Origin of the sequence: Pseudomonas sp. P20, from assembly GCF_016463925.1 — a bacterium.
GTDB lineage: Bacteria > Pseudomonadota > Gammaproteobacteria > Pseudomonadales > Pseudomonadaceae > Pseudomonas > Pseudomonas aeruginosa.
In genome coordinates this window covers 64,469-91,463 of record NZ_JAEMVM010000036.1, presented here as the reverse complement: position 1 = coordinate 91,463, position 26,995 = coordinate 64,469, and the positions used below count along the sequence as shown (strand labels likewise).

At 68.2% G+C, this 26,995-nt stretch carries 27 protein-coding genes; 9 read left to right on the top strand and 18 right to left on the bottom strand.

The window, feature by feature from the left end; translation table 11 throughout:
* On the bottom strand, positions 1 to 73 hold a 73-nt coding region (locus JHD77_RS33175), incomplete at its 3' end, for a hypothetical protein (protein WP_003157595.1).
* A gap of 86 nt (positions 74 to 159) precedes the next feature.
* The gene (pedF, locus tag JHD77_RS29685; RefSeq protein ID WP_003113462.1) at positions 160 to 597 is read right to left on the bottom strand and encodes a cytochrome c-550 PedF; all 438 of its coding nucleotides are present in this window, start codon (positions 595 to 597) and stop codon (positions 160 to 162) included.
* Between the two features lie 312 nt (positions 598 to 909).
* On the opposite strand from pedF, the gene exaA reads away from it, so the two are divergent.
* Positions 910 to 2,781 (top strand): quinoprotein ethanol dehydrogenase, encoded by a 1,872-nt coding sequence (exaA, locus tag JHD77_RS29680; RefSeq protein ID WP_003111862.1) that lies wholly within the window; start codon positions 910 to 912, stop codon positions 2,779 to 2,781.
* 53 nt (positions 2,782 to 2,834) lie between these two features.
* Positions 2,835 to 3,482, top strand: a complete 648-nt coding sequence (locus tag JHD77_RS29675) for a pentapeptide repeat-containing protein (protein WP_003088520.1) — start codon at positions 2,835 to 2,837, stop codon at positions 3,480 to 3,482.
* Between the two features lie 26 nt (positions 3,483 to 3,508).
* Here JHD77_RS29675 and JHD77_RS29670 read toward each other — a convergent pair whose 3' ends face one another.
* From JHD77_RS29670 to JHD77_RS29660, 3 genes are read right to left on the bottom strand one after another with little or no spacing between them, the layout of a single operon-like run.
* A complete protein-coding gene (locus tag JHD77_RS29670; RefSeq protein WP_003110775.1) occupies positions 3,509 to 4,186 on the bottom strand; it encodes a response regulator transcription factor in 678 nt (225 codons plus the stop codon).
* Positions 4,187 to 4,200: 14 nt separating this feature from the next.
* Positions 4,201 to 4,851 carry a sensor histidine kinase gene (locus tag JHD77_RS29665; RefSeq protein WP_003139766.1) on the bottom strand — a complete coding sequence of 217 codons (651 nt, stop codon included), beginning with the start codon at positions 4,849 to 4,851 and terminating at the stop codon, positions 4,201 to 4,203.
* An 8-nt stretch (positions 4,852 to 4,859) separates the two neighbouring features.
* The gene (locus tag JHD77_RS29660; protein WP_003088510.1) at positions 4,860 to 5,000 is read right to left on the bottom strand and encodes a hypothetical protein; all 141 of its coding nucleotides are present in this window, start codon (positions 4,998 to 5,000) and stop codon (positions 4,860 to 4,862) included.
* Between the two features lie 515 nt (positions 5,001 to 5,515).
* Here JHD77_RS29660 and agmR point away from each other — a divergent pair.
* Positions 5,516 to 6,181: a response regulator AgmR gene (agmR, locus tag JHD77_RS29655; protein ID WP_003107754.1), complete on the top strand. Its 666-nt coding sequence runs from the start codon at positions 5,516 to 5,518 to the stop codon at positions 6,179 to 6,181.
* A gap of 9 nt (positions 6,182 to 6,190) precedes the next feature.
* On the top strand, positions 6,191 to 7,054 hold the full coding sequence (locus JHD77_RS29650) for a DMT family transporter (protein WP_031756274.1): 864 nt from the start codon (positions 6,191 to 6,193) through the stop codon (positions 7,052 to 7,054).
* Between the two features lies 1 nt (position 7,055).
* On the opposite strand, the gene nahK is transcribed toward JHD77_RS29650, so the two are convergent.
* The 5 genes from nahK to JHD77_RS29625 form a co-directional block, all read right to left on the bottom strand.
* Positions 7,056 to 9,701, bottom strand: coding sequence for a hybrid sensor histidine kinase/response regulator NahK/ErcS' (gene nahK, locus JHD77_RS29645; RefSeq protein WP_003119141.1), 2,646 nt, complete (start codon positions 9,699 to 9,701; stop codon positions 7,056 to 7,058).
* Entirely contained in the window at positions 9,631 to 10,794 is a 1,164-nt protein-coding gene (gene nosP / locus JHD77_RS29640; RefSeq protein WP_003106998.1) for a nitric oxide-sensing protein NosP, read from the bottom strand. The genes nahK and nosP overlap by 71 nt, the downstream gene beginning before the upstream one ends.
* 102 nt (positions 10,795 to 10,896) lie before the next feature.
* The gene (locus JHD77_RS29635) at positions 10,897 to 12,096 is read right to left on the bottom strand and encodes a porin (RefSeq protein ID WP_003117407.1); all 1,200 of its coding nucleotides are present in this window, start codon (positions 12,094 to 12,096) and stop codon (positions 10,897 to 10,899) included.
* Positions 12,097 to 12,362: 266 nt separating this feature from the next.
* Positions 12,363 to 14,690 (bottom strand): pyrroloquinoline quinone biosynthesis protein PqqF, encoded by a 2,328-nt coding sequence (gene pqqF / locus JHD77_RS29630; protein ID WP_044305223.1) that lies wholly within the window; start codon positions 14,688 to 14,690, stop codon positions 12,363 to 12,365.
* A gap of 76 nt (positions 14,691 to 14,766) precedes the next feature.
* Complete coding sequence (locus tag JHD77_RS29625) at positions 14,767 to 16,470, bottom strand: phosphoethanolamine transferase (protein WP_017002455.1); 1,704 nt, start codon at positions 16,468 to 16,470, stop codon at positions 14,767 to 14,769.
* A gap of 526 nt (positions 16,471 to 16,996) precedes the next feature.
* On the opposite strand from JHD77_RS29625, the gene brnQ reads away from it, so the two are divergent.
* Both brnQ and JHD77_RS29615 read left to right on the top strand, forming a co-directional pair.
* A complete protein-coding gene (brnQ, locus tag JHD77_RS29620; RefSeq protein ID WP_003158954.1) occupies positions 16,997 to 18,310 on the top strand; it encodes a branched-chain amino acid transport system II carrier protein in 1,314 nt (437 codons plus the stop codon).
* A 235-nt stretch (positions 18,311 to 18,545) separates the two neighbouring features.
* Positions 18,546 to 18,785, top strand: a complete 240-nt coding sequence (locus tag JHD77_RS29615; protein WP_003088496.1) for a hypothetical protein — start codon at positions 18,546 to 18,548, stop codon at positions 18,783 to 18,785.
* Between the two features lie 66 nt (positions 18,786 to 18,851).
* Here JHD77_RS29615 and JHD77_RS29610 read toward each other — a convergent pair whose 3' ends face one another.
* Together JHD77_RS29610 and JHD77_RS29605 are read right to left on the bottom strand one after the other, a co-directional pair.
* Positions 18,852 to 19,199 (bottom strand): I78 family peptidase inhibitor, encoded by a 348-nt coding sequence (locus JHD77_RS29610; RefSeq protein WP_003113470.1) that lies wholly within the window; start codon positions 19,197 to 19,199, stop codon positions 18,852 to 18,854.
* Between the two features lie 91 nt (positions 19,200 to 19,290).
* A complete protein-coding gene (locus JHD77_RS29605) occupies positions 19,291 to 19,524 on the bottom strand; it encodes a hypothetical protein (protein ID WP_003111311.1) in 234 nt (77 codons plus the stop codon).
* A 184-nt stretch (positions 19,525 to 19,708) separates the two neighbouring features.
* Between JHD77_RS29605 and JHD77_RS29600 the strand changes: the two genes are divergently transcribed.
* Positions 19,709 to 20,209 (top strand): hypothetical protein, encoded by a 501-nt coding sequence (locus JHD77_RS29600; RefSeq protein WP_009876316.1) that lies wholly within the window; start codon positions 19,709 to 19,711, stop codon positions 20,207 to 20,209.
* 20 nt (positions 20,210 to 20,229) lie between these two features.
* Here JHD77_RS29600 and JHD77_RS29595 read toward each other — a convergent pair whose 3' ends face one another.
* A complete protein-coding gene (locus tag JHD77_RS29595; RefSeq protein ID WP_009876315.1) occupies positions 20,230 to 20,601 on the bottom strand; it encodes a 5-carboxymethyl-2-hydroxymuconate Delta-isomerase in 372 nt (123 codons plus the stop codon).
* Between the two features lie 282 nt (positions 20,602 to 20,883).
* The gene (locus JHD77_RS29590; protein WP_003119150.1) at positions 20,884 to 21,219 is read right to left on the bottom strand and encodes a hypothetical protein; all 336 of its coding nucleotides are present in this window, start codon (positions 21,217 to 21,219) and stop codon (positions 20,884 to 20,886) included.
* 303 nt (positions 21,220 to 21,522) lie between these two features.
* Here JHD77_RS29590 and JHD77_RS29585 point away from each other — a divergent pair, with 303 nt between their 5' ends.
* Positions 21,523 to 23,112: an ABC-F family ATPase gene (locus JHD77_RS29585; protein WP_003111315.1), complete on the top strand. Its 1,590-nt coding sequence runs from the start codon at positions 21,523 to 21,525 to the stop codon at positions 23,110 to 23,112.
* A gap of 85 nt (positions 23,113 to 23,197) precedes the next feature.
* Here the strand turns inward: JHD77_RS29585 and JHD77_RS29580 are convergent, their stop codons facing one another.
* Both JHD77_RS29580 and azoR2 read right to left on the bottom strand, forming a co-directional pair.
* Positions 23,198 to 23,464: a hypothetical protein gene (locus tag JHD77_RS29580; RefSeq protein ID WP_003450285.1), complete on the bottom strand. Its 267-nt coding sequence runs from the start codon at positions 23,462 to 23,464 to the stop codon at positions 23,198 to 23,200.
* A 106-nt stretch (positions 23,465 to 23,570) separates the two neighbouring features.
* Entirely contained in the window at positions 23,571 to 24,179 is a 609-nt protein-coding gene (gene azoR2 / locus JHD77_RS29575) for an FMN-dependent NADH-azoreductase AzoR2 (RefSeq protein ID WP_003088332.1), read from the bottom strand.
* A 148-nt stretch (positions 24,180 to 24,327) separates the two neighbouring features.
* Between azoR2 and JHD77_RS29570 the strand changes: the two genes are divergently transcribed.
* Positions 24,328 to 25,263, top strand: coding sequence for a LysR substrate-binding domain-containing protein (locus JHD77_RS29570; protein ID WP_003119152.1), 936 nt, complete (start codon positions 24,328 to 24,330; stop codon positions 25,261 to 25,263).
* Positions 25,264 to 25,273: 10 nt separating this feature from the next.
* Here JHD77_RS29570 and JHD77_RS29565 read toward each other — a convergent pair whose 3' ends face one another.
* Positions 25,274 to 25,996, bottom strand: a complete 723-nt coding sequence (locus tag JHD77_RS29565; protein WP_004349387.1) for a DUF1294 domain-containing protein — start codon at positions 25,994 to 25,996, stop codon at positions 25,274 to 25,276.
* Between the two features lie 70 nt (positions 25,997 to 26,066).
* A complete protein-coding gene (locus tag JHD77_RS29560; RefSeq protein ID WP_003113476.1) occupies positions 26,067 to 26,900 on the bottom strand; it encodes an undecaprenyl-diphosphate phosphatase in 834 nt (277 codons plus the stop codon).
* Positions 26,901 to 26,995: the final 95 nt, after the last annotated feature.

Below are 26,995 nucleotides of genomic sequence, written 5' to 3'. Positions count from 1 at the left end.
CGCCGATGTAGTTGCCGTAGCGAGGCTTGAAGGTGACGACGGCACCGGGGGTTCCGGGCGCTGCGTAGATCATGGCGAAGCTCTCCTGTGTGGTCGTTCCGCCGTGGCGCGGCGGACTCGTGCAAGGGCGCCGCGGTCGGCGGCGAAGGGTCGGGCGCGTCACTCGTCGACGTGCACGCTTTCCAGATAGCTGCGGATCGCCCAGAGGCCTTCCTGGCTGATGAAGTCGGCCATCTTCGGCATGTACACCGCGCCATCGCGCACCGCGCCGTTGATGACCCGCTCCTTGAACCATTCGTCGCCCTCGGCGCCGGTCTCCAGCAGGCGCAGGTCCGGGGCGATGCCGCCGGACTTGGCTTCCAGGCCGTGGCAGCGCGCGCAGTTCTGGTTGTAGGCGGAGGCGCCGATCTCGACGGCGAGGTCGTGCTTGGCGTAGGGCTTGCGGTAGGGGTTGGTGTCGCGCCATTCCTTGCCCAGCGGCTCGAGTCCCTTGGTGTCCACTGCCTGGGGGGTCACATCGCCGTGGGCCAGCGCCAGGCTCGAGAGGCTGAGACCGGCCAGCACCAGCAGGCCGCGCAAGACGTTGTTCTTGTTCATCACTTCATTCCTCCGGGGAGACAGGACAAGGCACGGGCGCCAAACGACGCTCATCGCCATCCTAGGAAGCTCCGCCGCGCGCCCGAATCCTGCTTTGGGCGTCCTCGCCTACTCCCTTCGGAGTAGAGCCTCGGAAGGCCTTACGCGGGGCTTTGGCAGCAAGTCCAAGTCATGCCCCGGCCGGGAAGTCTTCCCGGACGAATCGGGCGATCTTCCGTTCCCGCCGGCGCGCCCCGCTTCCACCATGAAGCCGCCGCGGCCCGAGCAGCGGCCTGCCGTTTCTCGACCCTCACTCCAAACGGGAACCCGATCATGACAACAAGAACCTCACCCGCCCCTGCCGGCCTCCTGCGCCCGAGCCTGCACTGCCTCGCCTTCGCCGTCGCCCTGGGCAGCGCTGGCGCCGCGCTGGCCAAGGATGTGACCTGGGAGGACATCGCCAACGACGACAAGACCACCGGCGACGTGCTGCAGTACGGCATGGGCACCCACGCCCAGCGCTGGAGCCCGCTCAAGCAGGTCAACGCCGACAACGTGTTCAAGCTGACCCCGGCCTGGTCGTACTCCTTCGGCGACGAGAAACAGCGCGGCCAGGAGTCCCAGGCCATCGTCAGCGACGGCGTGATCTACGTGACCGCCTCCTACTCGCGGCTGTTCGCCCTCGACGCGAAAACCGGCAAGCGCCTGTGGACCTACAACCACCGCCTGCCCGACGACATCCGCCCGTGCTGCGACGTGGTCAACCGCGGCGCCGCGATCTATGGCGACAAGGTGTTCTTCGGCACCCTCGACGCCTCGGTGGTGGCGCTGAACAAGAACACCGGCAAGGTGGTGTGGAAGAAGAAGTTCGCCGATCACGGCGCCGGCTACACCATGACTGGCGCGCCGACCATCGTGAAGGACGGCAAGACCGGCAAGGTCCTGCTGATCCACGGCAGTTCGGGCGACGAGTTTGGCGTGGTCGGCCGCCTGTTCGCCCGCGATCCGGATACCGGCGAGGAAATCTGGATGCGTCCCTTCGTCGAAGGCCACATGGGCCGCCTGAACGGCAAGGACAGCACGGTGACCGGCGACGTCAAGGCGCCCTCCTGGCCGGACGATCGCAACTCGCCGACCGGCAAGGTCGAGTCGTGGAGCCACGGCGGCGGCGCTCCCTGGCAGAGCGCCAGCTTCGACGCCGAGACCAACACCATCATCGTCGGCGCCGGCAACCCCGGCCCGTGGAACACCTGGGCGCGCACCGCCAAGGGCGGCAACCCGCACGACTACGACAGCCTCTACACCTCCGGCCAGGTCGGGGTGGACCCGAGCAGCGGCGAGGTGAAGTGGTTCTACCAGCACACCCCCAACGACGCCTGGGACTTCTCCGGCAACAACGAACTGGTGCTGTTCGACTACAAGGCCAAGGACGGCAAGATCGTCAAGGCCACCGCCCACGCCGACCGCAACGGCTTCTTCTATGTGGTCGACCGCAGCAACGGCAAGTTGCAGAACGCCTTCCCCTTCGTCGACAACATCACCTGGGCCAGCCACATCGACCTGAAGACCGGCCGCCCGGTGGAGCGCGAGGGCCAGCGCCCGCCGCTGCCGGAACCGGGGCAGAAGCATGGCAAGGCGGTGGAAGTATCGCCGCCGTTCCTCGGCGGCAAGAACTGGAACCCGATGGCCTACAGCCAGGACACCGGCCTGTTCTACGTGCCGGCCAACCACTGGAAGGAAGACTACTGGACCGAGGAGGTCAGCTATACGAAGGGCAGCGCCTACCTTGGCATGGGCTTCCGGATCAAGCGCATGTACGACGACCACGTCGGCAGCCTGCGCGCCATGGACCCGGTCAGCGGCAAGCTGGTCTGGGAACACAAGGAACACCTGCCGCTCTGGGCCGGGGTGCTGGCCACCGCCGGCAACCTGGTGTTCACCGGCACCGGCGACGGCTACTTCAAGGCCTTCGACGCGAAGAGCGGCAAGGAGCTGTGGAAATTCCAGACCGGCAGCGGCATCGTCTCGCCACCGATCACCTGGGAACAGGACGGCGAGCAGTACCTCGGCGTGACCGTCGGCTACGGCGGCGCCGTGCCGCTGTGGGGCGGCGACATGGCCGACCTGACCCGGCCGGTGGCCCAGGGCGGTTCCTTCTGGGTATTCAAGCTGCCCAGCTGGGACAACCGCACCGCCAGCCGCTGATCCCCGCGCCGCGCCCTGCGAGGCGCGGCTTTCCCCGCCTGCGGAGTATCCCGATGAAGACCTTCCTCCTCTGCGCCGCCCTGCTCGGCGCCGGCCTGGCCCAGGCCGCCGACGACATCGACGACGTCCGCGTCATCGCCGGCTGCCGCCTGGAGCCCGGCGCGCGCTGCGCCAAGGCCGACCTGCGCGGCGCCGACCTGCGCAACCTCGACCTCGGCCGCATCGACCTGGCCGGCGCCGATCTCTCCGGCGCCGACCTGCGTCACGCCAGGCTCGACCTGGCCAACCTGGAAAAAGCCAACCTGCGTGGTGCCGACCTCACCCGCGCCAGCCTGCAGCAAGCCAACCTGCGCGGCGCCGACCTCTCCGGCGCCAGGGCGGTGGCCATCCAGGCCTGGGGCCTGTTCGCCCAGGGCGCCCAGTGGCAAGGCGCCGACCTCACCGCCGCCTACCTGGAGTTCGCCCGTCTCAGCGGCGGCCGCCTGCACCAGGCCACGCTGCGCGCCGCCGACCTGGAGATGACCTGGCTGTCCCGCGCCGATCTCAAGGGCGCCGACCTGCGCGACGCCAACCTGCAGGAAGTCAAGCTGGCCGAGGCCAACCTGGAAGATGCCGACCTGCGCGGCAGCAAGGTGCGCTTCGGCAACTTCCAGGGCAGCAACATGCAGGGTTGCAAGGATTGCCCCGCGGGCTGGCAGTGAAGCGCCGGACAGCAGCGACGGCACCCCTAGCCAAGGCTGCCGCGAGCCTCCTCGGCGAGCGGCAGCGGCAGGCCCAGCCGCAGCACGCCGCTGTCGATGGCCCGGTGCACCAGTTCCGCCTGGGTACTCACCTGCAACTTCTGCTTGAGCAGGCTGACATGGTTGGACACGGTCTTGGCGCTTACCCCCAGGTGCTCGGCCACCTCGCGCAGGGCCTGGCCACGCGCGAGCAGGCGGAAGATCTCGAACTCGCGACGGGTCAGCCCGCGCAACGCTGCCCCGCCCTGCTCCTCCCGCGAATGGCAGGCCAGGCGCGTGGCCAGCGGCTGCTCGAGATAGAGCTGGCCGGCGAGCACTCGCCGTATCGCCTCCAGCAGCACCGTCGGCGCCGCGCGCTTGGTCACGTAGCCGCGGGCACCGGCATCCAGCGCCTGGCGCACCAGGGCAAGTTCGTCGTGGAGGCTGAAGAACAGCACACGCAACTGCGGCAGGCGCTGGCGCAGCCGGCGAGTCAGTTCCAGGCCGCTGATGCCCGGCAGGCCGAGATCGAGGATGACCAGCGAAGGAATGTCCCGCTGCACCGCCTGCAAGGCTTCTTCGCCATCGCCGGCCTCGCTCACCTCCACGTCGGGGAACAGCCCGCGCAACAGCGCGGCCAGCCCTTCGCGGACCACGAAATGATCGTCCACCAGCAGGATCTTCATCGTCCCCTCCTTTTTCAGTCGCCGCGTTCCAGCGGCATCCGCAGGCGCAACGCCAGGCCCTGTCCGGGACGGCTGCGCAGGCTCAGTTCAGCGCCCAGGCAGCGCGCGCGCTGGCGCATCGAGTCCAGGCCGAAGCCGGGTGCCGGGTCCGCCGCGCAGCCGCGACCGTCGTCGCGTACGCTCAGGTAGAGAAAGCCGCCACGGCGTTGCAGGCGGATCCGCACGCGGCTGGCGCCGGCATGCCGGGCGACGTTGTTCAGCGCCTCCTGCAACAGGCGGTAGAGATGAGTCCCGGCCGCCGCATCCAGGGGCGGCAGCGGACCGCCCAGGCGCAGCTCGCAGGCGATGCCCTGGCCTTCCTGCCAGTCCGCCACGCAGGCGCGCAGCGCCTCGTCCAGCGACTGGCGTTGCAGGGCCGGCGGCGGTAGACCGCGCAGCAGCGCGCGGAAGCTGTCGTCCAGCCCCTGGCAGTAGCGCTCCAGGCGTGCCAGCGCCGGCTGCCCGGCGCCTGCCGTGCAGCGCAGCAACAACAGTTGGGTGCGGATACCCGTCAGGTACTGGCCGATATCGTCATGCACCGCCTGGGCCAGCAAGCGCCGCTCGCGCTCCTGCACGGCGAGCAGCCAGCGGTACTCCGCCGGGCCGGCGGGTCGCAGGTCATCCATGGCGTGGCTCAGGGGGCGATCCGACAGGCCTGTCCGACGGCGCAGGCGGCAGGTCTTTCCTGGCCGAGGTGGCGGGAATAGAGGAAATCGAACCCGAGCAGGCTGAGGATCAGCAGGATGGGCAACACCAGGGTGACGGCGATGCGCATGGCGGCGACTCCTGTCCATTGTCGTTGTCGAGACATGCTAGGACGCGCGGAGCCACGGCGTGCTACTACCTTGGTACTGCCGGGCCGCTACTTTTGCGCGGCCACCCGCCTCCAGGCGCCCTTGCGGGCGCCGCCGATGCAGCAGGAGCGCTGCGCAAGCGCCTGGTCCTGCTACTTTGGTACTGGTTCACCCCTCCGGACGTCGAATTTCCAAAGCAGCGCGCCTGCCCTGTAATGACGCATACAAGAAGAAACGACGAGAAGCCGCCATGCCCCGCCTTGCCTTGCCCCGCGTAGCGCCCGACTACCCTGCGGCGGTCCCGCCGCAGTACCGAGTTCGCCTTCTCCGCCTACCCGGCCGCCGACGCTCCGCGACGCGTCCCCGGCAGCGCGCGGCGGAACGCCCACCCGCTGGGCTATCGCGCCCACGACTGCTACCGTGAGCGCATTCGCATCCGCCCGCGTGCCCCGAGCCGCCACCAGCCGCCCATAACGACAATAACGAGGTGCAGGCCATGTACAAGATCCTGATCGCCGACGACCACCCGCTGTTCCGCGAGGCCATCCACAATGTCATCGCCGACGGATTCCCCGGCAGCGAAGTGATGGAAACCGCCGACCTTGACAGCGCCCTGGGCCTGACCCAGGAACACGACGACCTCGACCTGATCCTGCTCGACCTGAACATGCCCGGCATGCACGGCCTCAACGGCCTGATGAACCTGCGCAACGAGGCCCCGACCATTCCCGTGGTTATCGTCTCCGCCGAGCAGGACAAGCAGGTGGTGCTACAGGCCATCACCTACGGCGCGGTGGGCTTCATCACCAAGTCCTCGCCACGCGCGCAGATGACCGAAGCCATCGAGCAGATCCTCAACGGCAACGTCTACCTGCCCTCGGACGTGATCCGCACCCAGAAGAGTTCGCCGCGACGCAGCGGCCACGAAGAACACGGCATCTCCCCGGAACTGCTCCAGGCCCTGACCCGCAAGCAGCTGCTGGTGCTGGAGCGGATGACCAAGGGCGAGTCGAACAAGCAGATCGCCTACAACCTGGACATCGCCGAGACCACGGTGAAGGCGCACGTCTCGGCGATCCTGCGCAAGCTCAAGGTACACAACCGGGTCCAGGCGATCCTCAGCGCCGGCGACATCGACTTCGCCGCCTACCTGCGCCGCTGAGACCCGCCGATGCCCGACCGCCGTACCCTGCTGCTCACTGTCCTGGCGATGCTGGCCTTCGCCGGCAATTCGCTGCTCTGCCGCGCGGCGCTGAAGGACACCGCCATCGACGCGGTCAGCTTCACCGCCCTGCGTCTCTTCTCCGGCGCCCTCATGCTCGCCGTCCTGCTGCATCTGCGCCGGCGCCCGGCCACGCCCGCGCGCGGCGGCTGGCGCGGGGCGGCGGCGCTGTTCATCTACGCGGCCGCGTTCTCCTACGCCTACGTGCAGCTGGACGCCGGCACCGGCGCGCTGCTGCTATTCGGCGCGGTACAGGTCACCCTGCTGCTGGCCGGCCTGCTGCGCGGCGAACGGCTGGGCGGACAGGCGCTGCTCGGTTTCCTGCTGGCCCTGGGCGGCCTGCTGTTCCTGTTGCTCCCCGGAGCCAGCGCGCCGCCGCTGGGCGGTGCCCTGCTGATGCTCCTGTCCGGCCTCGCCTGGGGCCTCTATACCCTGCTCGGCCGCGGCGGCGGCGATCCGCTGGCGGTCAGCGCCGGCAACTTCCTCCGAGCCCTTGCCTTCGCCGCCCTGCTGCTCCTGGCATTCCACGGGCAGTTGCGGCTGGACGGCGCCGGACTGGCCTATGCCCTGCTTTCCGGCGCCCTCGCCTCCGGCCTCGGCTACGCCGTCTGGTACAGCGCACTGCCGGGGCTGACGGCGATCCAGGGCGCCTCGGTGCAGCTCAGCGTGCCGGTGCTCGCCGCCCTCTGCGGCGCCCTGCTGCTCGGCGAGCCGCTCGCCCCGCGATTGCCGCCGGCGACCCTGGCGGTGCTCGGCGGGATCGCCCTGATCCTCGCCCCGCGCCTGGGCCGCGCGGCACGCGAAGGCGCCTGAATCAGACCGAGGCTTCGCGCTCCAGCAAGTGGCAGAGCGCGGTCTTCAGCTTCATCGGCCGCACCGGCTTGTGCATCAGGGTATGGCCAAGCTCGCGAACCTGCTGCTTGAGTTCGTTGCTGTAGTTGGCGGTGATCATCAGCGCCGGCAGCGGCGAGCCGCGCCGGGCGTTGATCGCGGCGACCGCGTCGACGCCGTTGCGCTGGTCGTCGAGGTGATAGTCGACGATCAGCAGGTCGGCCTCGGCATGGTAGTTGTCGACCTGTCGCGCCAGGTCTTCCTCCGACAGCGCCGTCACTACCCGGCAGCCCCAGGCTTCGAGCAACGTGCGCATGCCGGCGCAGATCGCCGCATCGTTGTCCAGCACCCACACCCGCGAACCACGCAGGCGCTCGCGCAGGTCGTCCGCGCTGGCCAGCGGCTCGGCGCGACTGCGCGGGGCATGGCGGGCCAGCGGTACCTCGATGGCGAAGCACGAGCCCTTACCCGGCAGCGAGCCGACCCGGACCCGGTGGCCGAGCATGCGGGCGATCTTGTCGACGATCGCCAATCCCAGGCCGAGCCCGCGGTCCTGGTGGCAACGCTGCGACTCGCCGCGCTTGAATTCCTGGAAAATCTCGCCGAGCTTGTCGGCGGCGATGCCCACCCCGGTGTCCCAGACCTCGATCGACAGGCGCTGCCGATGCCGGCGGCAACCCAGCAGCACGCGCCCTCGCGGGGTATAGCGGATGGCGTTGGAAAGCAGGTTGCGGAGGATTCGCGCGAGCAGTTGCTGGTCGCTGCGGACCAGCGCCCCGCAGGCCACGAAGTCCAGGCGTAGCCCTTCGCTGGCGGCTACCTGGCGGTACTCCGCGGCCAGGTTGCCGAGCAGTTCGCCAAGCTCGAACGGGGCGATGTCCGGGGTGATCACGCCGGCGTCCAGCTTGGAAATGTCCACCAGGGTGCCGAGCAGGTTCTCCACGTCCTCCAGCGAATGGCTGATGTTGTTCACCAGCGCCTCGTTGTCCCGCGCCGCGCTGCCGCGCTCCTGCAAGGCGCTGGTGAACAGCCGCGCGGCGTTCAGCGGTTGCAGCAGGTCGTGGCTGACCGCCGCGAGGAACTTGGTCTTCGACAGGTTGGCCTGTTCCGCCTCGCGCTTGGCCTCGCGCAGGCGCGCCTCGACCTGGCTGCGCTCGTGGATCTCGCGCTTGAACTGGTCGTTGAGGGTGGTCAGCTCGGCGGTCCGCTCGCGCACCCGCTGTTCGAGGTTCTGGTAGGCCTGGTGCAGCGCCTCGGCGGTCCGCCGGCGCTCGGTGATATCCCGAATCAGCACGAACAGCCCGGCGACTCGGCCGTCGGCCTGGCGGTTCGGCACGTAGGAGCGCTGCATGTAGCGCTCCTCGCCGGACAACGCGGTCTCGGCGATCTCGAAGGTCACGCTTTCGCCGGCCAGAGCCCGCTCGAAGTACGGCTCCAGGCGCCGGCAGTGCTCGGCGCCATGCACGTCGCGCAGGCAGCGGCCGAGCATCGAGCCGCTGGGCCAGCGGTACCACTCCTCGTAGACCTTGTTGGTGAATTCGTAGACCAGTTCGTCGCTGAGATAGGCGATCAGCGCCGGCACCTGGTCGGTGATCAGGCGGATCCAGCGCTCGCTGGCACGCAACGCCTCGGCGTGGCGATAGCGTTCGGTGATGTCGGTGAAGGTGTTGACGAAGCCGCCGGTGGGCAGCGCATGGGTACGGATCTCCAGCACCCGGCCATCGAACAGGCGCTGCTCGCGGGCGCTCAGCGGACTCCCCTGGGAGTCCTGGCTGCGCGGCGTGAGCAACGGCAATTCGCTCTCCGCCATGACTTCGGCGAAGGCCCGGTGCCCGGCGATCGGGGCCAGCCCGCAGAGCTCCAGGAAGCGCCGGTTCCACAACTCCAGCACGCCGTCGGCACCGACCATCGCCACGCCCTGGGAGAGATTGTCCACCGCCCGCTGCAACAGGTGCGACTTCTGCGCCAGCGCCTGCTCGCGGCGCGCGGTCTCGCTGAGCTTGATCTCGGTGACGTCGCTGTAGAGCACCGCCAGCCCGCCGTCGCGGGTCGGTCGCTCGCTCATCCGCAGCCAGCGCTCGTCGCGCAGGCGGTACAGGGTCTGCTGGTCGCCGCCACGCTGCTCCTCGACGATCAGCCCGCCGCTACGCGCCAGCCGGTGCAGTTCGGCGCGACGCATGCCAGGACCGATCCGCGCCCGGCTGTCGATCCACAGCGCGCGGAAGCGCTCGTTGAACAACACGATGCGTTGCTGCGGATCGAACAGGACGAAGGCGTCGGAGATGCTTTCGATGGCGTCGAGCAGATGCTGGTGGGCGGTCTCGGCACGCAGGCGAGCGTCGCTGAGCAACTGGTTGCTGGCCTTCAGTTCGAGCATCGTCTGGCTCAGCGCGTCGGTGCGCTCGCGGACCTGCTCGGCCAGCACCACGGAATACTGGAAGGCGCCGTAGGCCTCGTCGCTCTGCGCGGCGCTCGACTCGATGCGTCCGATCAGCGCCTGGTTGATCCGCTGCAACTTGTGCCGCTCTTCTTCGAGGGCGACGACCCGCGCCTGCAGCTCAGCGACGGACACCTCCGCGGGGTCGGCCAATGGCGACCCCGGTGAAGGTCTGGTTGATATGCATGCCATTGAATTGCTCTCCGTAGGTGTTGAAGCCGATCACCTGCTGGCTGCGGAGAAACGCGGCGGTAGCTTGCGTGTCACCGCCGACCTCCAGCTCCAGGCGCCGCAGGAAGCAGTCGCAACCGATGGTCAGCAACGGCGGTCCGAGGCGCTCGTGGAGGCGGCGGAACTGCGCCTCCAGGTTGGGCAACAGCGGGCCGGTGCTCATCGCGGTGAGAACGATGCCGTTCTCCACCGCACAGTAGAACGTCAGGCTCAGGTCCTCGTTGGCCTGCTGGATCGAGCGCACGTAATAGCGTTCGTCGACCCGCACCGCCAGCGGATGCGCAGAGAACAGGGCGAAATCCAGCGCCTGCGGTGCCACCCCGACCAGCCGGGCGTATTCCAGCGCCGCCGGCTCGGCGTTGAGTTCGTGGACCCGCCGGCTGCCGCTGTCGGCGCGGGTCACCACCAACTTTTCGGCGCGCGGCACCACGTGATGGGTGGTGAAGACCTCGAAGTCCAGCCAGGTGTTGACCAGCACCACCACTGCCGCCCCGGTATGGAACTGGCCCTGGTGGTAGACATGGGTGTGGGTCAGGTGCCGGTCGTCGCCGGCCGAGCCACCGAAATGCGGGATCGCGCCGAGCGCCGCGCCAAGCGCGGCGAGCACCACCTCTTCGCGGCTGGACAGGCCGTCGAGCAAGGTCAGGGCGAAGCTGTGGTCCTTGATCGGCGCCAGGCCGCCGCGGCGACAGCCGGCCACCAGGGTCTCGACCATCTGCTGCGCGTCCAGCAGGCTGAAGCGCTCCATTTCGTCGATCAGCGCGCTGCTGATGGCGAAGCTGCGCACGTCGAAGCCCACCGCGCTGACGCAGCCGCGCCCGTAGCCCGCCGGAGTGATCTCGCCGGCTGTGGTGCAGCCGACCAGGTCGATGCCGCCGAAGTAGCGTTCGAGCATCTCGGCAAGGGCCGGCAGGTCGTATTCCGCGGAACAGAAGAACAGCACGAAGCCCAGGTGCGGATGGATAAGCTGGCGCGCCAGGTCCTGGGCCACCACTTCGACGTCGCGCGCGCTGGACATGCCCCTGCAGACCCCTTCCCCCTGCCCTTCGTACATGCCCGCTCCCCCGTCGTTCCGCCTCGCCAGCATTCTACGAAGGGCGCCGCCGCGGCCCCTATCCTACTTGGGTCGCGGCGGGGTCCTTCGAAAGTAGCGGTATCACCAGTTCAGTACGGCGCCGAGGGCCACGGTGTCGGTGTCCTCGTCGAGCGCGGTACCGTCGCGCCCGTCGATCCGGTAGCGGTTCAGCTCGGCGACCAGCTTGAGGTTGTCGTTGATCGTGCGGAAATAGGCGATGCCGCGACTCTCGTAGTCGGCCGCGGAACCCAGGCCGTTGCCGTCGTCGACGGTCTTGCCGTAGGACAGCGCCAGGCGGTTCTTGCCCCATGAATACGAGCCCTGCAGCAATGCGCCGCGGCTGTCCACCTCGCGCAGCGCGGCTTCGCCGGCGTTGTTGGTGAAGAAGGGATTGATGCCCTTGGCGGTGAACCCCGAACCGGTCACGGAGAAGCCGCCCATCTTCACCTGCAAGCCATAGCCGACCCCCTTGGAAGTCACGCTGTCGACGCTGTCGCTGGTGTTCTTCGAAGTCTGGTAGCCGCCGTTGATCCAGCTGTAGACCTGCGCCCCGGCCAGGTCGAACTGGTAGCTGACCTCGCTCTCGTAGCGCGGGTTGTCCTGGTAGGCCTTGTCGTCGAGGCCGTCGCTGGCATCTTTGTCGATCTGGTTGGAGTCGATCGGGTCGAGGATGCCCACGGCGATGCGCAGGCCGGGCAGCAGGTTGTTGTTGCGGTAGGTGATCTGCGAGGTGGGGAACGGATACGGATAGCCGGTGCCGATGTTGCCGAAGGAGACGCCCTTGCCGTCCACCAGGCCGAGGGTGTCGCTGGGGTTGCCGAAACCGGCCAGCAGTTCGTCGAGGAAGATGTTCGAGCGCGAGAACAGGCCGAAGTCCTTGCCGATCAGCACCTCGCCCCAGTCGCCGGCGACCGTGCCATAGAACTGACGGACGTCGATGGCGGTATCGGTGCCGTCGGTCTCGCTGTCGTTGATGGTCACCCAGAAGGAAGCGCGACCACCGAGGCTCAGCTCGTCGACCTTCCTGCCGAAGTTGAAGCCGATGTAGTTCGGCAGGAATCCCATCTTCACCCGCGACTGGCGGCGATCGTAGGTCTCGCCCTGGCGGTCGACGTCGCTGTTGACGTAGAAGGCATTGAAGTAGCCGTCGGTGGAAAATGTGGTCTCGTCCTTGTCGTACAGCAGGATATCGGCGGCGGCCGGTTGCAGGCCGCCCAGGGCACCCAGCGAGGCCAGGGTCAGCGGCAGGATTCGGCGAACGGCGGTGTTGTTCTTGTTCATGGCGCACTCCGCGAGGTGAAACGACCGGGCCGGTCGTGGCGGAGCCGATTATCGAAACCGGGAAAGCCCTGCCATACGCTTCCTTGGGCCTGCTTCGACGCTTCTTCATGGTGGGCGTGGGTGCCGCTGCGCAAGGCGCGGGCAGCGCTCCTCCGGCGGTAGCGCAACCTTGGTCGCGGCGGGAGCGCCACCGAAGCAGCGCGGCTTTCGACCTAACGCCGCAGTGACGCCGGCAAGGCTGTCGTCGAGTTACCGCGTGGCTCGCTTCAGCGCCGGCTGGAAAGCACCCACCAGCCGCCGCGCGCCTCCAGCAACCGGGCCTGGGCCGCGAGCAGGTCGTCGCCGCTCAGGCCGAGGGCGGCCTCGGCGAGCAGCCGGGAGCGACCGGCGCCACCGCCAAGGTGCTCCGCCCAGGCGCGCCGTGCTCGCTCGGCGAAGCTACCCGGCGCTCGGCGCAGGTCGTCGGCGAGGGCTTCGCGCAGGCCGGCCAGGCGTCGCGCCGGCAGTTGCGCGAGCGCCTCGACGGAGCGCTGGAGGAAGGTCTCCATATGCTCCAGCAAGCGTTCCGGGCAGGCACGCGGAGATTGCGCGGCGAACAGCAGGCCGCGCCGGGCGCCGACCTCGCGGAAGCCGCAGAACAACGCGTAGCCCAGTTGCAGCTCGTCGCGCAGGCGCCGCTGGAAGGCCGGTTCGTGCAGGCGCGCCAGCAAGCGCCAGGCCGCCTCCATCGGCACCTCCTGCGTGGGCAGCGGACAGAACAGCAGCAACGCCGACTCGCCGTCCATGGCCAGTTCGCGGCGATGCCGTCCGGGCCTCGGCGGCAGAGGCTCCAGGCGCTCGCCGGCAGCCTGGCCGGGCATCCATCGGGGATCTGGCATCGCGGCCTGCATGACCAAGGCGTCCCAGCGCGTCCGCCGCCAGTCGTCGACCTCCGCCAGCGGCTCGCCGAATACGCCGGGCAAGGCGTCCAGCAATTGCCGGATCGGCAGGGCAGTGGCGCTGCGGCGCCGCTCGGCGGAGGACAGACGCTCGCCGCTCGCGCGCCAGTCGGGCGGCGCCGCGAGGAGCCGGGCCAGGGCCGGGCGCACGGCGGCCTCGAGGCGATCGCGCGGACCGAGCAGGCTCAGCGACCAGTCCTCGCCGAGCGCCTCCAGGCCCATCTCCACACCCCCCAGGCGTGCCTGGCCGCACAGCGGACGCAACGCCTGGCGCAGCGCCAGAAAGCGTGACCGTACGGGCACGCCGGGAAAGCGCCAGCGCAGGAACAGCGCGCCCTCGGCGGCGGCACTGGGCGGCAACGGCAGTTCGAAGCGCCAGGCATGCCGCTGCGCGGTCAGCGGCGGCGCTGCGGCAACCGGCGCCACACTCAGGCGGAAGCCCGCCGACCAGCGCGCTTCGGCGCCGTCGAGTTCGCTGTCCAGGTGCAGCCGCAGGCAACGGTCGGCGCGCAGCGCGTCCAGGCAGGCCGGGCGAATCTCCGCTGGCAGGCCAAGAACGCGCTGGCGTAGTCGCTCCAGCGGTGCAGTGGGCTCCGCCAGCAACGGCCGGCGCGCCGCCAGCAGGCTGGCGGCATCGTCGCGCAGGGCGCCCAGCCAGTCGAAAAAGGCCGCCTCCAGCGCCGCCGCCGCGCTGCCGTCGAACAGTTCGAAGGTCAACGCCAGGAGCGCCTGCCGCGCATCCCGGTGAACCACCCGCAGCGCCGCCGATTCGCCCAGGCCCTGTTCGCCGAGTGCTGCCAGCAACCCGCCCGGCGAGCGATCGCCGAGCAATTCGGCGAACGCCTGCAGGGTCTGTTCGTCGGCCTCCCGCAAAGCGTCGAGGGCAAAGCCCAGCACCAGCCGCGGCGGTCCCGGCAGGCGCAGCGCCAGCGCTTCGCCGGCGAAGGGCAGCAACGGCGGCGGCGGCGGACTCGCGCCTGGCGCGCGCCCCGGCAGGTCGGCGCAGGCACGCTGCGCCAGCCTCTCCAGCTCGTCCAGTGCCTGCGGCCCTTGCAGCCATAGCTGGCAATTGCCGGCGTGATAGTGGGCGGCATGGAATTCGCGCAGGGCCCGCTGGAACGCATCGTTCTCCAGGGCCAGGCTGTCGCGGCGCCCGGCAGCGAAACGCCGCAGGGGGTGTCCGGCGGGCAGGCCGAGGGCCAGCGCTGCGTCGATCAGGGTCTGCTCGTCGGCCGAGCGCGCCAGGTATTCGGCCTCGAGTACTTCGCGCTCGCGCCGTTGCGCATCGATGTCCAGCAAGGGGCGGGCGAGCATGTCGATCAGCCGTGCCAGACCGGCGCCAAGGTGCTCCGCCGTCACCTCGAAGAAATAGTCGGTGGTCCTGCCCCGGGTGCTGGCGTTGACCTGGCCGCCGCGCACCTGCAACCACGGCATCAGGCGCTCGTCGCCGGGAAACGCCGCGCCGCCGAGAAACGACAGGTGCTCGAGGAAGTGGGCCAGGCCGGGATGCGCGCTCGGCTCGTCGTGGCTGCCCGCCGCCACCCGCAGCCAGGCAGCGGCGCGCGATGCCGCCGGATCATGCGCCAGGTGCAGGCGCAGGCCGTTGGGCAGCACGCAGGCGCGGCTCCTGGGGTGGTGTTGGGCGTGGCGATCCATGGGCGTCCTCGCGGGTTCCGAGGCTGAACCTTACCCTTCCGCGAGGCGAAGGAAATAGTCCTTTCGCCGGGTCGTATCAGGAAGCCGGCGGCTCCTGGCCAGACGCTTCCTCGGAGTACAGCGCCCGTCCGCCGTCGGCCTTGAGCGCCTGCAGGACCTCGGGCGCACGGCACGGGGCGAACAGGTCGAGGCCGGGATCGTAGGCGCCGGTGCGCACTTCCAGCAGGCCGAGCATCGAGTGGAACAGGTTGTCCTGGGACAGCTCCTCGTTGCTGCGCTGGCGCAGGCAGCCACTGTCGAGGCCGAAGGCGCTCTGGTAGCCGGGCGAGAACCAGGCCAGCATGCCGACGTGCTTCTGCTGGTCCGGCGCCAGCAGGTAAGGCGTGCCATGCAGGTAGAGGTTGTACTCGCCGAGCGACTCGCCATGGTCGGAGAGGTAGAGCATGCCGGTATCGATGCGCTCTTCGTTCTTGCGCAGCAGGTCGATCAGGCTGGCCAGCACGTGGTCGGTGTACAGCAGGGTGTTGTCGTAGCCGTTGATGATGCTGTCCCGCGAGCAGGCGCTGAAGTCGTTGCTGGCGCAGACCGGGGTAAACTTCTCGTACTCCCTGGGATAACGCTTGAAGTAGGCCGGGCCGTGGCTGCCCATCTGGTGCAGGACCAGCACGGTGTCCTGTTGCAGCCCGTCGATGAAGGCCTGCAAGTCGCGCAGGAGGATCTCGTCATGACACTCGCCGCCGGCGCACAGGGCCGGATCCTTGCTCTCGCTCAGGTCCTGGAAGGCGACGCGGTCGCAGGTGCCCTTGCAGCCGGACTGGTTGTCCCGCCACAGGACCCGCAGGCCTGCGCGCTGCAACACATCGAGAAGGCCTTCCTGGGTGCGCGCGCGAGCGTCGCTGTAGTCCGCGCGGCCCAGGTTGGAGAACATGCAGGGCACCGACACCGCGGTCTCGGTACCGCAGGAGTGCACATTGGAGAAGTTGATCAGGCCCTCCTCGGCCTTCAGCCGCGGGTTGGTCTCGCGAGCGTAGCCGTTGAGGCCGAAGTTCTGTGCCCGCGCGCTCTCGCCCACCACCAGCACGGTCAGCGACTTGCGCGCATGGCCCTGCCACAGGTCGGCGCGCCGGGCATCGACGGCGATCGGCCGGAGTGTCTGGCTGGCGGCCTGGGCCTGGCCCTTGGCGTAGCCGATGGCGGCGCCGACCAGGTTGCTCGGGGTGACCTGCAGGCGCAGTTCCTTGTTGTTGCGGAACAGCGAGGACAGCCCCTGGTAATTGGCCAGCGCCACCCCGGCGAGCAGGGCCAGGCAGGCGAGCGCCACCAGCAGCTTGCTCAGCAGCTCGCGTGGCCACGGCCGGTAGCGCACCGGCGTGCGCCACAGCAGCCAGACCGGCAGCGCGCCAAGCAACGCCAGGTAGACGGCGAGCTTCGGCGAAAGCAGGTCGGCGACCTCGGCCGGGTTGGTCTGCATGACGTTGCGCAGCATGCCGACGTCCATCAGCACGCCGTACTGGGTCATGAAGTAGGTGGTACCGGCGGCCGCCAGGATCAGCAGGGTCAGCGCCGGCTTGAGCAGCCAGCGGAACGCCAGCAGGGTCAGCGCCAGGTTGAAGATCGCGGCGATCATCAGGCCGACCGCCAGCATCATGCCGAGGCCCTGCCAGCCCGCCGGGGTGATCGCCAGCAGGCGTTGCCACAGCGGCAGGTTGTAGAACAGCAGGAAGGCGAGGCTGACCAGCAGGGTCAGCAGTTCGGGACGGACGGCGCGGGCTTTCGACATGGGCACGGATCTTCACTGACTTCCGGGTTGCCGTGCGCAGCGTTGCCCCTGGCAGCACTCGACGACGGCGGCAGTCTGCTCGGCGATCCGTCAATCTTTCGTGAAGAATACCTACAGAAAACGTAACCCTTCAGAAGCGCCGCAGCCCTTGTGTTCCGGGGCTTTCAGCCGGATTGCAAAAAGTTCGCGGGAAGCTTTCCGGGCGTTTTCCGGGTTCGCCGGCATACCCCCCGTATGGCGCCGCCGACGCAGGCGGAAGACAGCAAGCGGCAAGGAGCGCGGAGCGCTCCGGCGCTGGCGCCTACGGACTGTTCTGATTGCGACGTCGTTTTTCAACAAAAGGACAGCCAGACCAATGTCTATCCCGCGACCCCGGCATTTTCGTTAGCATGCCAAGTTTCCGGCCCGGCTCCCACAAGGACAGCGGCCGCCTCCCCTGCTCGTCCCATCCAGATGAGTGCCGTTTCCCCTACCCCCCGGGAAACCCTTCTGTGAATTTCCTCGAGCAGCGCGGTACCTCTCCAGCATGAACGCTTTGAAAGGCCGGGACATCCTGGCGCTTGGTTTTATGACCTTTGCCCTGTTCGTCGGGGCCGGCAACATCATCTTCCCGCCCATCGTCGGCTTGCAGTCCGGCCCCCATGTGTGGCTGGCGGCGCTGGGCTTCCTGATCACCGCGGTGGGGCTGCCGGTGATCACCGTGATCGCCCTGGCCAAGGTCGGCGGTTCGGTCGACGCCCTCAGCCATCCGATCGGCAGGTATGCCGGCGGCCTGCTGGCGGCGGTCTGCTACCTGGCGGTCGGCCCGCTGTTCGCCATTCCGCGCACCGCCACGGTGTCCTTCGAGGTCGGCGTGGTGCCGCTGCTCGGCGAGAGCGGCACGGCGCTGTTCGTCTACAGCCTGGCGTACTTCCTCCTCGCCCTGGCCATCTCCCTCTACCCCGGTCGCCTGCTGGACACCGTCGGACGCTTCCTCGCCCCGCTGAAGATCCTCGCCCTGGCGATTCTCGGCGTCGCCGCCTTCCTCTGGCCCACCGGCCCGATTGGCACGGCCCAGCCGGAGTACACCCAGGCCGCGTTCTCCCAGGGTTTCGTCAACGGCTACCTGACCATGGACACCCTCGCCGCGCTGGTCTTCGGCATCGTCATCGTCAACGCCATCCGTTCCCGCGGCGTGCAGTCGCCGCGGCTGATCACCCGCTATGCCATCGTCGCCGGGCTGATCGCCGGTGTCGGCCTGGTGCTGGTCTACGTCAGCCTGTTCCGCCTCGGCGCCGGCAGCCATGCCATCGCCGCCGACGCCAGCAACGGCGCGGCGGTCCTGCATGCCTACGTGCAACATACCTTCGGCAGCCTCGGCAGCTCGTTCCTGGCGGGACTTATCGCGCTGGCCTGCCTGGTCACCGCGGTCGGCCTGACCTGCGCCTGCGCCGAGTACTTCTGCCAGCGCCTGCCGCTGTCCTACCGCAGCCTGGTGATCATCCTGGCAGGGTTCTCCTTCATCGTTTCCAACCTCGGCCTGACCAAGCTGATCCAGGTCTCGATCCCGGTGCTCACCGCGATCTATCCGCCGTGCATCGTGCTGGTGGCTCTGAGCTTCTGCATCGGCCTCTGGCATTCGGCGACGCGCATCCTCGCCCCGGTGATGCTGGTTTCCCTGGCGTTCGGCGTGCTCGATGCCCTGAAGGCGGCGGGCCTGGGCCAGGACTTCCCGCAATGGCTGCTGCACCTGCCGCTGGCCGAACAGGGCCTGGCCTGGTTGATCCCCTCGGTCGCCACTCTCGCCGCCTGCAGCCTGGTCGACCGCCTGCTGGGCAAGCCTGCGCAAGTCGCCGCCTGAGCAGGCCCCAGCGGCCTGCCGCTTGTTCTCCCGGCCGAGCGCGGGACATGCCGGCGGGCGGCGCCAATCGCGTCGTCCACCCCACGGCCCGGCTGGCGCCTGCCGCCGCCGGCAGCGCTTCTTCCCGCGTTCAGCCGAACGAATAAGCACTATCGAGCAGGATGATTTCTAGCGCAGCGGCGCGGTTGTTAGCCTTTCGACCATTCCCCCAGGAAAGCGAATCCAGGAGCCGGTCATGGCCAAGGCACTCATCAGCGTACTGTTGTTCTCCCTCGCCCTCGCCGGCTGCGCCAGCGACTACAACCCCTCTCGCCCGTACAGCAGCGACGAGGTCAGGCAACTGGCGCTGGAAGACCTGGCCCGGCGCAGCCTGTCGTTCGAGGAATACCAGGCCAAACGTCAGGCAATTCTCGAGGAAAAACCGCAAACCGCCGTCAGCCAGTCCAACGCCGCCCTACGCAGTACCGCCATCTGAGGCCTCGTCGAACGGCCAAGAGAAAGCCCCGCGATGCGGGGCTTCTTCGTATTCGGGGCTGGGCGGTCAGCCGCAGGACAGGCGCTTGATCACCAGCGTGTCGTCGACATCGATGTTCAGCCGGCGCGGGTTGTAGTCCATGGTCACCGCATCGTGCGGGCGCAGCGCCCGGGCGACTTCCGCTCCGGCGGCGCGGCGGGCCTCCTCGACGATGGCCGCGGAAGCCTGCTTGCCGACATAGGCCTGCACCGCGTTGGCGTCGCAACGGCCATCCGCTGCCGGGGTGGCCGCGGGCGCGCTGGCGCTGCCGGTGGCTACGCTGGCGCCTTCGGTGGACGGGCCGTCGCCGTTGCTGCTGCAACCGGCGAGCAGGGCCGCGAGAACGAGTGCACTGGAAAACTGCTTCAAAGGCATACCGCCTCCTCTGATCTTCTGGGATCGCCACCTTACCAGTGGCATGGGTTTCCTGGCGAAACTGCAATCCGCGCTGACAAATTCGCCAGCTTCAGTCGCCGCTCAGGCGCTGCAGTTCGCGACGCACCATGGCCGCGTATTCCGGCGGACGCAGGAGGTAGAGCTGGCCCGCGACCCAGTCCAGCCAGCGGCCGCCCTGTTCGGCGCGGGCGTCGAGCAGGCGCCGCGCCTCTTCCTCCGCCCGTTGCCGGTGCTGCCGATGGAATGCCTGGCGCTTCGACAGACCGGAGGCATCTCCGGTTCGATCGTCGGGAGTGTCGGTCATGGCTCTCTTCGCAACCTGCTGCACAAGTCGGACATTCTAACCGCGGAACGCCGTTGCCGTTCGCGGCAAGCGCTTGCCTCCGCCCCGCCCTGCGCCATGCGCCGAGCCCTCTGGCGCGGGGTTCGGCGACCTGGCACGGCCCTTGCGACGGAGCGGCGGTCATTCATTTCCATGGAAGCAGGTCATGAACAGCATAGGTCCCGCCAGCCTTTCCGGCTGGTCTGCGCGTTACCTGAACAACCAGCGGCAAGCCAACACCGAGATCGGCAACGGCGATCTGCTGAAAGCGCGCCCCGCCCTTGGCACGCCATTGCGCAACGAGGCCGTCGATCCCGCCGCGGAGTCCGCCCGCCAGGCCATGGACGAGGGTTTTGCGAAGCTGAACCTGACGCTGAAGCAGAACCAGGCGAATGCCCCTGCCGGCGCCAGCGAAGGCAAGTCGGCCTATGAAGAGTTCAAGGAGTACATGCAGAAATCGCCTGCCGAGCGGATGCGCGAGCAGGTCCTGAAGAGCCTCGGCCTGACCGAGGAGGAACTGGACGCGATGCCGCCGGAGAAACGCGAACAGGTGGAGAAAGGCATCGGCGAACGCATGCGCGAGATGATCGCCATGCAGAACGGCCAGGCGCCGGGACGGCAAGAGGACCCGACGCAGGCCCGCGCGACGCTGAACGCCTGGATCTGAGCCAGGCGCGCGCCAGTCTCTCAGCGCTGCCGGGCGACGACGCGCTTGGCGTAGCTGGCGCGCTCCATCTCGCGCACTTCGACGCTGACCTGCACGCCCTCCTCGCCGCCGCCCGCCACCACTCCGGCGAGCACCTCGCAGAGCGACTCGCCCAGCGCCTGGCGGGTCGCCGCGTCGCGCCCGTCGAGGATCGACAGGCAGGCATGCAGGTAGGCGCGCTCGACCGCCGCGGTTCCCTGCCGATAGGCCTCCAGGGTGACGAAGCGCGACTTGATGTCCGCCTCGCCGAATTGCCCGGAAGCGAACAGCGCGGCATTGGCCTGCTCCAGCAGTTCGCCGGGGGACGTTTCGAGGCGGAGGTTGGCAGTGGCTTCGATGACGAGATGCGGCATGCTGGCGGGCCTTGCGGGGAATGGGGAGCGGGATTCTAGCGGCTCGACGAGCGATGCGACAGCCGGCCTGCGCCTGCGTGGCTCAGATCAACCCGGCGGCCGCGAAAACCCGCGCGTAGATGGCGCGGATCAGCGGCTCCTTGCACCGGTTGTAGTCCGCCACCCGTTGCTCGCCGCGCTTGGCGGCTGGCCGTCGACCCAGGGATTTTCCAGCGGGTCGCTGTCGTGATGACGGACAATATCGGCGGCACCGGGCATGGGCATTCCCTCCGGCGGGATCGTTCAGCGCGTCTCGCAGGCCTGCCGCTGGCCTTTGGCCGGCGTGTACAGGTAGCCGGGCGTGTCGCCCGCCTGGCGGTACAGGACCGAACCGTCGCTATAGGAAATCGCGCTCAGCGCCTGGCCATCGGCGAGGCTGCGGACATCGCCGCCCAGCGACTGGACGCTGCTGCCGTCGGGCAGCTTTAGACTGGCGAAACCGTCGATCACCTCGAGTTTGCCGAAGTCTCCACAGTGCAACGCCAGCGGCCCGGAAGCGGCCTTTCCGTCCGACGATGAATCCCCGCAACCGCCCAGCAGCGACAGAACCAACAACGCGGGGAGAACAGCGGGCTTCATCGGGGAGTCCTTTGCGGATGAGCGGAAGACGGGACTCTACCACCTGCCGGGCAGCGGGAAAAACCGCTTCGGCGTACGCTGTCATGCAACGGCAGGCGCACCTGTGAGACAATTCGCCGAATGCCAGGCATCACACCCCGCCTTCATCGCGCTACAGCCACGTCATGACGCTGGCTGCGGCACTCCACGAATGCCCGCAGGATCGCCCCATGCTCCAGATGGAGCGCAGCGGAAAGCCGAGACCGGTAGCAGACCGGTATCGCCATGGTCCAGGCGTGCGTAAGTCCTCTATAGGTAAAGAAGTTGATCTCCACCGCGAATATCACCATGCAGTTCGGCGCCAAGCCGCTGTTCGAGAACGTTTCCGTCAAGTTCGGCAACGGCAACCGCTACGGCCTGATCGGCGCCAACGGTTGCGGCAAGTCGACCTTCATGAAGATCCTCGGCAACGACCTGGAGCCGAGCGCCGGCCAGGTCATGCTGGAACCCAACGTGCGCCTGGGCAAGCTGCGCCAGGACCAGTTCGCCTACGAGGACTTCAGCGTCATCGATACGGTGATCATGGGCCACGAGGAACTCTGGGCGGTGAAGGCCGAACGCGACCGCATCTACTCCCTGCCGGAAATGAGCGAGGCAGATGGCATGGCGGTGGCCGAGCTGGAAGTCCAGTTCGCCGAGTTCGACGGCTACACCGCCGAGTCCCGCGCCGGCGAGCTGCTGCTCGGCCTGGGCATCCCGCTGGAGCAGCACTTCGGCCCGATGAGCGCCGTCGCTCCCGGCTGGAAGCTGCGCGTACTGCTGGCCCAGGCGCTGTTCTCGGACCCGGACGTGCTGCTGCTCGACGAACCGACCAACCACCTGGACATCAACACCATCCGCTGGCTGGAAGGCGTGCTCACCGCGCGCAACAGCACCATGATCATCATTTCCCACGATCGCCACTTCCTGAACAGCGTCTGCACCCACATGGCCGACCTGGACTACGGCGAGCTGCGCCTGTTCCCGGGCAACTACGACGAGTACATGACCGCCGCCGAACAGGCCCGCGAGCGCCTGCTGTCGGACAACGCCAAGAAGAAGGCGCAGATCGCCGAGCTGCAATCCTTCGTCAGCCGCTTCTCGGCCAACGCCTCCAAGGCCAAGCAGGCCACCAGCCGCGCCCGGCAGATCGACAAGATCCAGTTGGAAGAGGTCAAGCCGTCCAGCCGGGTCAGCCCGTTCATCCGCTTCGAGCAATACAAGAAGCTGCACCGCCAGGCGGTGACCGTGGAAAACATCAGCAAGGGCTATGACGGCAAGCCGCTGTTCAAGGGCCTGAGCCTGCAGGTCGAGGCCGGCGAGCGCGTCGCCATCATCGGCCCCAACGGCATCGGCAAGACCACCCTGTTGCGCTGCCTGGTCGGCGACCTGCCGGTGGACGGCGGCGAGGTGAAATGGACCGACAGCGCCGACGTCGGCTATTTCGCCCAGGACCATGCCGACGACTTCGCCGACGACATGAGCCTGTTCGACTGGATGGCCCAGTGGACCCAGGGCGGCGAACAACTGGTGCGCGGCACCCTCGGCCGCATGCTGTTCTCCAACGACGAGATCAAGAAGTCGGTGAAAGTGATCTCCGGCGGCGAGCAGGGCCGCATGCTGTTCGGCCGGCTGATCCTCAAGCGCCCCAACGTGCTGGTGATGGACGAGCCGACCAACCACCTGGACATGGAGTCCATCGAGGCGCTGAACCTGGCGCTGGACAACTATCCGGGCACGCTGATCTTCGTCAGCCACGACCGCGAATTCGTTTCCTCGCTGGCTACCCGCATCATCGAGCTGGGCGAGAACGGCGTGACCGACTTCAGCGGCAGCTATGACGACTACCTGCGCAGCCAGGGCGTGATCGTCTGAGTCCCCGTCGCGCAACGCAAAAGCCCCGCATCCGCGGGGCTTTTTCATTCCGGCATGGACGCGCAGGGCCTATGGGGAGCGCGACTCAGTCGACGTAGCCGGCCATCATCGCCGCGCGGGTCGCCAGGCGCTGGCCCTCGGCGATCTTCTCGCGCTGTTCGGCGGTCAGCTCGCGGGGCGGGTGGTCCTTGATGTAGGCAGCCACGTTCACCCCGATGTAGACGATCAGGGCGGCGGCGATCAGGACGTTCTTCGGATTGATGTCCGAGCGCCGCTTGCAGGCTTCGCAGATGCCGCTCTCGACGAGACGGGTCGCTCGGGCGCCGCAGTTGCGGCAGTAACACGCGCTCACAGGCCGGTTCCTTGTGCTTGTAATTGTCCGGCCAATCTACACGCAGCGCGCCGCTGCGCACAACGCGAAAACCCCGCCGAAGCGGGGTTTTCCGATGACGCGGGGATCAGGCCGCGGCGAACTGCCCGGCGATCTGCCGGCGGGCGGCGGCGATGGCCTGGGCGCGGGGCTCCTCGCCATAGGCCAGGCCTTCGGCGCGAACCACTTCGATATCGGTGATGCCGAAGAAGCCCAGCACGGTGCGCAGGTAGCCTTCGTGGGCCGCGCCGGTCGGCTGGCCGGCATGCACGCCACCGGCGGTGGAGACGATCACCACTTTCTTGTCGCCGGCCAGGCCAACCGGGCCGTTCTCGGTGTAGCGGAAGGTCTTGCCGGCGACCGCGATGCGATCGATCCAGGCCTTGAGCTGGCTGGAGATGGTGAAGTTGTACATCGGCGCGCCGATGACCACGACGTCGGCGGCGAGGAACTCTTCCAGCACTTCTTCACCCACCGCGACTTCATGCTTCAGCGCGGCATCGCGCAGCTCCGCCGGGGTGCTGCCGGCGGCCAGGGTCAGGGCGGAGAAATGCGCCACCGCGTCGGCGGCCAGGTCGCGGTAGGTGACGTCAAGCCCGTCTTCGTTCTGCCGCCAGGCCTGGACCAGCTCGGCGCTCAGTTGGCGGGAAGCGGAGGCGTCGCCGAGGATGCTGGAATCGATATGCAAAAGTTTCATGTCTCGCTCCTGAAAGTGGGGGATCGCAGTGTGGCGATCGAGTGGTTTGCATCCTACCGGCAAGGCCAATCGACGATTAGTCGGTAGAAACATGACTATTCGTCCCACACATAGGACAATCTGTTTTTCCCCCCAGCGGAGCGCCTGCATGCCCCACGACCTCAACGACCTCTACTACTTCGCCAAGGTGGTGGAATGCGGCGGCTTCGCCGCGGCCGGACGCGAGACGGGGATTCCCAAGTCGCGCCTGTCGCGGCGCATCGCCGAGCTGGAGGAGCGCCTTCAGGTGCGCCTGCTGCACCGCACGACACGCAAGCTGGCGCTCACGGAGGTCGGCGAACGCTACCTGCAGCACTGCCGCAACCTGCTGCTGGAAGCGGAGATGGCCGAACAGGTGATCGCCGAGCTGAGCGTCGAGCCGCGTGGCCGGCTGCGCCTTTCCGCACCGGTGGCCATGGCTTCGAGCAACCTGGCCGACCTGTTGCCGCGGTTTCTCGAACGACACCCGCAGGTCCAGCTGGAAATCCTCCTGACCAACCGCCGGGTCGACCTGCTCAACGAGGGGGTGGACGTGGCACTGCGCGTGCGCGAACTCGGCGACGAGGACCCTGCGCTGGTCTGCCGGCGCCTGGCTCCGGCGACCACGCAGATCCTCGCCGCCCCGTCGCTGATCGCCGGGCGTCGCCTGGAACATCCGGAAGACCTCGAAGACCTGCCCTTCCTCGGCGCTATTCATAACGACCGCAAGGTCCACGCGACCCTGATCGGGCCGGATGGCAGCCGCTACCAGTTGGAACGCGAACCGCGCCTGGGCGTCGACGACTTCGTCCTGCGCAAGAAAGCCGCCGTGGCCGGCCTCGGCGTCACCCTGCTGCCCGAAGGCTACTGCGACAGGGAACTGGCCGATGGCAGCCTGGTGCGCATCCTGCCGCAGTGGACCTTGCCGAAAAGCACCATGCAGGCCGCCTACCTGCCGCGCAGCAGCCAGATTCCGGCGATCCGTGCCTTGATCGACTTTCTCGTGGAAGCCCTGCAACGCCCCTCGGGCGAGACCGGCCCGGCCTACCGCCGCGCCCGCGAGTGAGCCGCGCCGTTCAGCCGATCCGCTGCAACAGCGCGGCGGACAGGCGCCCGCCGAGCAGGCTGTCGAGCCAGAACGACTGGTGCAGCAGGACGATGCCCCAGAACACCAGTTGGAACGAGAGCTTGCGGGTCTTGTGGCGGAATACCTGCTGCGCGACCAGCGCGCCAGGCCAGCCGCCGAGCAGCTCGAACAGGTGCAGGCGGACCTCCGGGGTACGCCAGTCGCCGCGTGCGGCGCTGCGCTTGTCCCGCCAGTAGAGGGCGAATGCGAGCAGGCTGGCCAGCGGATAGGCCAGCAGCGGCCAGAGGGCCTGTCCGTCCAGGTACATCCGCCAGGCGCCAGCGGCCGGCAGCACGCAGAGGATCAGCAGGACCAGCAGCTTCGCCAACGGGCGCTGCAACGCGCTCGGCGGAGTCGGCGCCGGCCGTGCCTGGGCCCGCGTCACCGGCGCCTGGGCGCCACGGCGGACAGTTGGCGGATCGATGGTCAGCGCGTCCAGCCGCGCCCTCTCGGCGCGCAGGCGGCCCTGGGCATCCTGGCTGGCGAGAAACCACACCTGGTCGCCCTGGCGGGGACGGCGGTCGCCGCGGAACGCGGAGATATGCAGGAAGACTTCTTCCCCGCCGGTCTTCGGCAGGATGAAGCCGAAGCCCTTGTCGTCATACCAGCGGCTGATCATGCCCGGCTTTTCCATATCCACATCCACTCGCTCGCTACCCGTTTCGCGCTGCATTCTAGCCACCCGCGGCGGCCAGACGAAAAAAGGCGCGGCTCGCGCCGCGCCTCTTGCCTGTTCCCGGGCCTCACACCTCGCCGGCGGTGCTCCAGTCGATCAGGTGGAATTGCCAGGTCGCCAGGATCAGCAGGCCGAAGGCGATCCGATACCAGGCGAAAGCCGCGTAGCTGTGGTTGCCGATGAACTTCAGCAAGGCACGCACCGCCAGCATGGCGAAGACGAACGAGGTGACGAAGCCGACGGCGAACACCGGCAGGTCCTCGGGGCGGAACAGGTCGCGGTACACGTATCCGGAATAGACCGCCGCGCCGACCATGGTCGGCATCGCCAGGAAGAACGAGAACTCGGTGGCCGCCTTGCGCGAAAGGCCGAACAGCAGGCCGCCGATGATGGTCGCGCCGGACCGCGAGGTGCCGGGGATCATCGCCAGGCACTGGGCACAGCCGATCTTCAGGGCGTCCTTCCAGGTCATGTCGTCGACGTGTTCGGCGCGGATCACATGCTTCCGGCGCTCGGCCCAGAGCATGACCACCCCGCCCACCACCAGCGCCAGGGCGACGGTGATCGGATTGAACAGCCACTCGTGGATCAGGTCGGCGAACAGGACGCCGAGGACTACCGCCGGGAAGAACGCGATCAGCAGGTTGGCGGTGAAACGCTGGGCCTGGCGCTGGCTCGGCAGGTCACGGACGACTTGAAAGATCTTTCCCCGAAATTCCCAGACGACAGCGAGGATCGCCGCCAGCTGGATGATGATGTTGAACGCCTTGGCGCGTTCGCCGCCGAAGCCGATGAGGTCGGCGACGATGATCTGGTGCCCGGTGCTGGAAATCGGCAGGAACTCGGTCAGCCCCTCCACGACGCCCAGGATGAACGCCTGGAAAGCAGTCCACCACTCCATGTTTCTCCCCCTTCTACTACTGTCCCGAACGAGCTTTCGTTGTTCTCGGCGATACACTCGCCGTCTTTTATGAAGGCCTTACGACTCCGAAGAAC

Excerpts from the sequence above, each read along its gene's own strand:
- JHD77_RS29605 (WP_003111311.1), bottom strand. The coding sequence starts at position 19,524 with ATGACCGACACTCCCGACGATCGAACCGGAGATGCCTCCGGTCTGTCG.
- JHD77_RS29665 (WP_003139766.1), bottom strand. The coding sequence starts at position 4,851 with ATGGATGACCTGCGACCCGCCGGCCCGGCGGAGTACCGCTGGCTGCTC.
- JHD77_RS29625 (WP_017002455.1), bottom strand. The coding sequence starts at position 16,470 with ATGTCGAAAGCCCGCGCCGTCCGTCCCGAACTGCTGACCCTGCTGGTC.
- JHD77_RS29615 (WP_003088496.1), top strand. The coding sequence starts at position 18,546 with ATGGCCAAGGCACTCATCAGCGTACTGTTGTTCTCCCTCGCCCTCGCC.
- JHD77_RS29570 (WP_003119152.1), top strand. The coding sequence starts at position 24,328 with ATGCCCCACGACCTCAACGACCTCTACTACTTCGCCAAGGTGGTGGAA.
- JHD77_RS29675 (WP_003088520.1), top strand. The coding sequence starts at position 2,835 with ATGAAGACCTTCCTCCTCTGCGCCGCCCTGCTCGGCGCCGGCCTGGCC.
- nosP (WP_003106998.1), bottom strand. The coding sequence starts at position 10,794 with ATGTACGAAGGGCAGGGGGAAGGGGTCTGCAGGGGCATGTCCAGCGCG.
- brnQ (WP_003158954.1), top strand. The coding sequence starts at position 16,997 with ATGAACGCTTTGAAAGGCCGGGACATCCTGGCGCTTGGTTTTATGACC.
- JHD77_RS29650 (WP_031756274.1), top strand. The coding sequence starts at position 6,191 with ATGCCCGACCGCCGTACCCTGCTGCTCACTGTCCTGGCGATGCTGGCC.
- JHD77_RS29565 (WP_004349387.1), bottom strand. The coding sequence starts at position 25,996 with ATGCAGCGCGAAACGGGTAGCGAGCGAGTGGATGTGGATATGGAAAAG.
- nahK (WP_003119141.1), bottom strand. The coding sequence starts at position 9,701 with ATGGCATGCATATCAACCAGACCTTCACCGGGGTCGCCATTGGCCGAC.
- JHD77_RS29595 (WP_009876315.1), bottom strand. The coding sequence starts at position 20,601 with ATGCCGCATCTCGTCATCGAAGCCACTGCCAACCTCCGCCTCGAAACG.
- agmR (WP_003107754.1), top strand. The coding sequence starts at position 5,516 with ATGTACAAGATCCTGATCGCCGACGACCACCCGCTGTTCCGCGAGGCC.
- JHD77_RS29635 (WP_003117407.1), bottom strand. The coding sequence starts at position 12,096 with ATGAACAAGAACAACACCGCCGTTCGCCGAATCCTGCCGCTGACCCTG.
- exaA (WP_003111862.1), top strand. The coding sequence starts at position 910 with ATGACAACAAGAACCTCACCCGCCCCTGCCGGCCTCCTGCGCCCGAGC.
- JHD77_RS29600 (WP_009876316.1), top strand. The coding sequence starts at position 19,709 with ATGAACAGCATAGGTCCCGCCAGCCTTTCCGGCTGGTCTGCGCGTTAC.
- pedF (WP_003113462.1), bottom strand. The coding sequence starts at position 597 with ATGAACAAGAACAACGTCTTGCGCGGCCTGCTGGTGCTGGCCGGTCTC.
- JHD77_RS29590 (WP_003119150.1), bottom strand. The coding sequence starts at position 21,219 with ATGAAGCCCGCTGTTCTCCCCGCGTTGTTGGTTCTGTCGCTGCTGGGC.
- JHD77_RS29560 (WP_003113476.1), bottom strand. The coding sequence starts at position 26,900 with ATGGAGTGGTGGACTGCTTTCCAGGCGTTCATCCTGGGCGTCGTGGAG.
- JHD77_RS29610 (WP_003113470.1), bottom strand. The coding sequence starts at position 19,199 with ATGCCTTTGAAGCAGTTTTCCAGTGCACTCGTTCTCGCGGCCCTGCTC.
- JHD77_RS29670 (WP_003110775.1), bottom strand. The coding sequence starts at position 4,186 with ATGAAGATCCTGCTGGTGGACGATCATTTCGTGGTCCGCGAAGGGCTG.
- JHD77_RS29660 (WP_003088510.1), bottom strand. The coding sequence starts at position 5,000 with ATGCGCATCGCCGTCACCCTGGTGTTGCCCATCCTGCTGATCCTCAGC.
- azoR2 (WP_003088332.1), bottom strand. The coding sequence starts at position 24,179 with ATGAAACTTTTGCATATCGATTCCAGCATCCTCGGCGACGCCTCCGCT.
- pqqF (WP_044305223.1), bottom strand. The coding sequence starts at position 14,690 with ATGGATCGCCACGCCCAACACCACCCCAGGAGCCGCGCCTGCGTGCTG.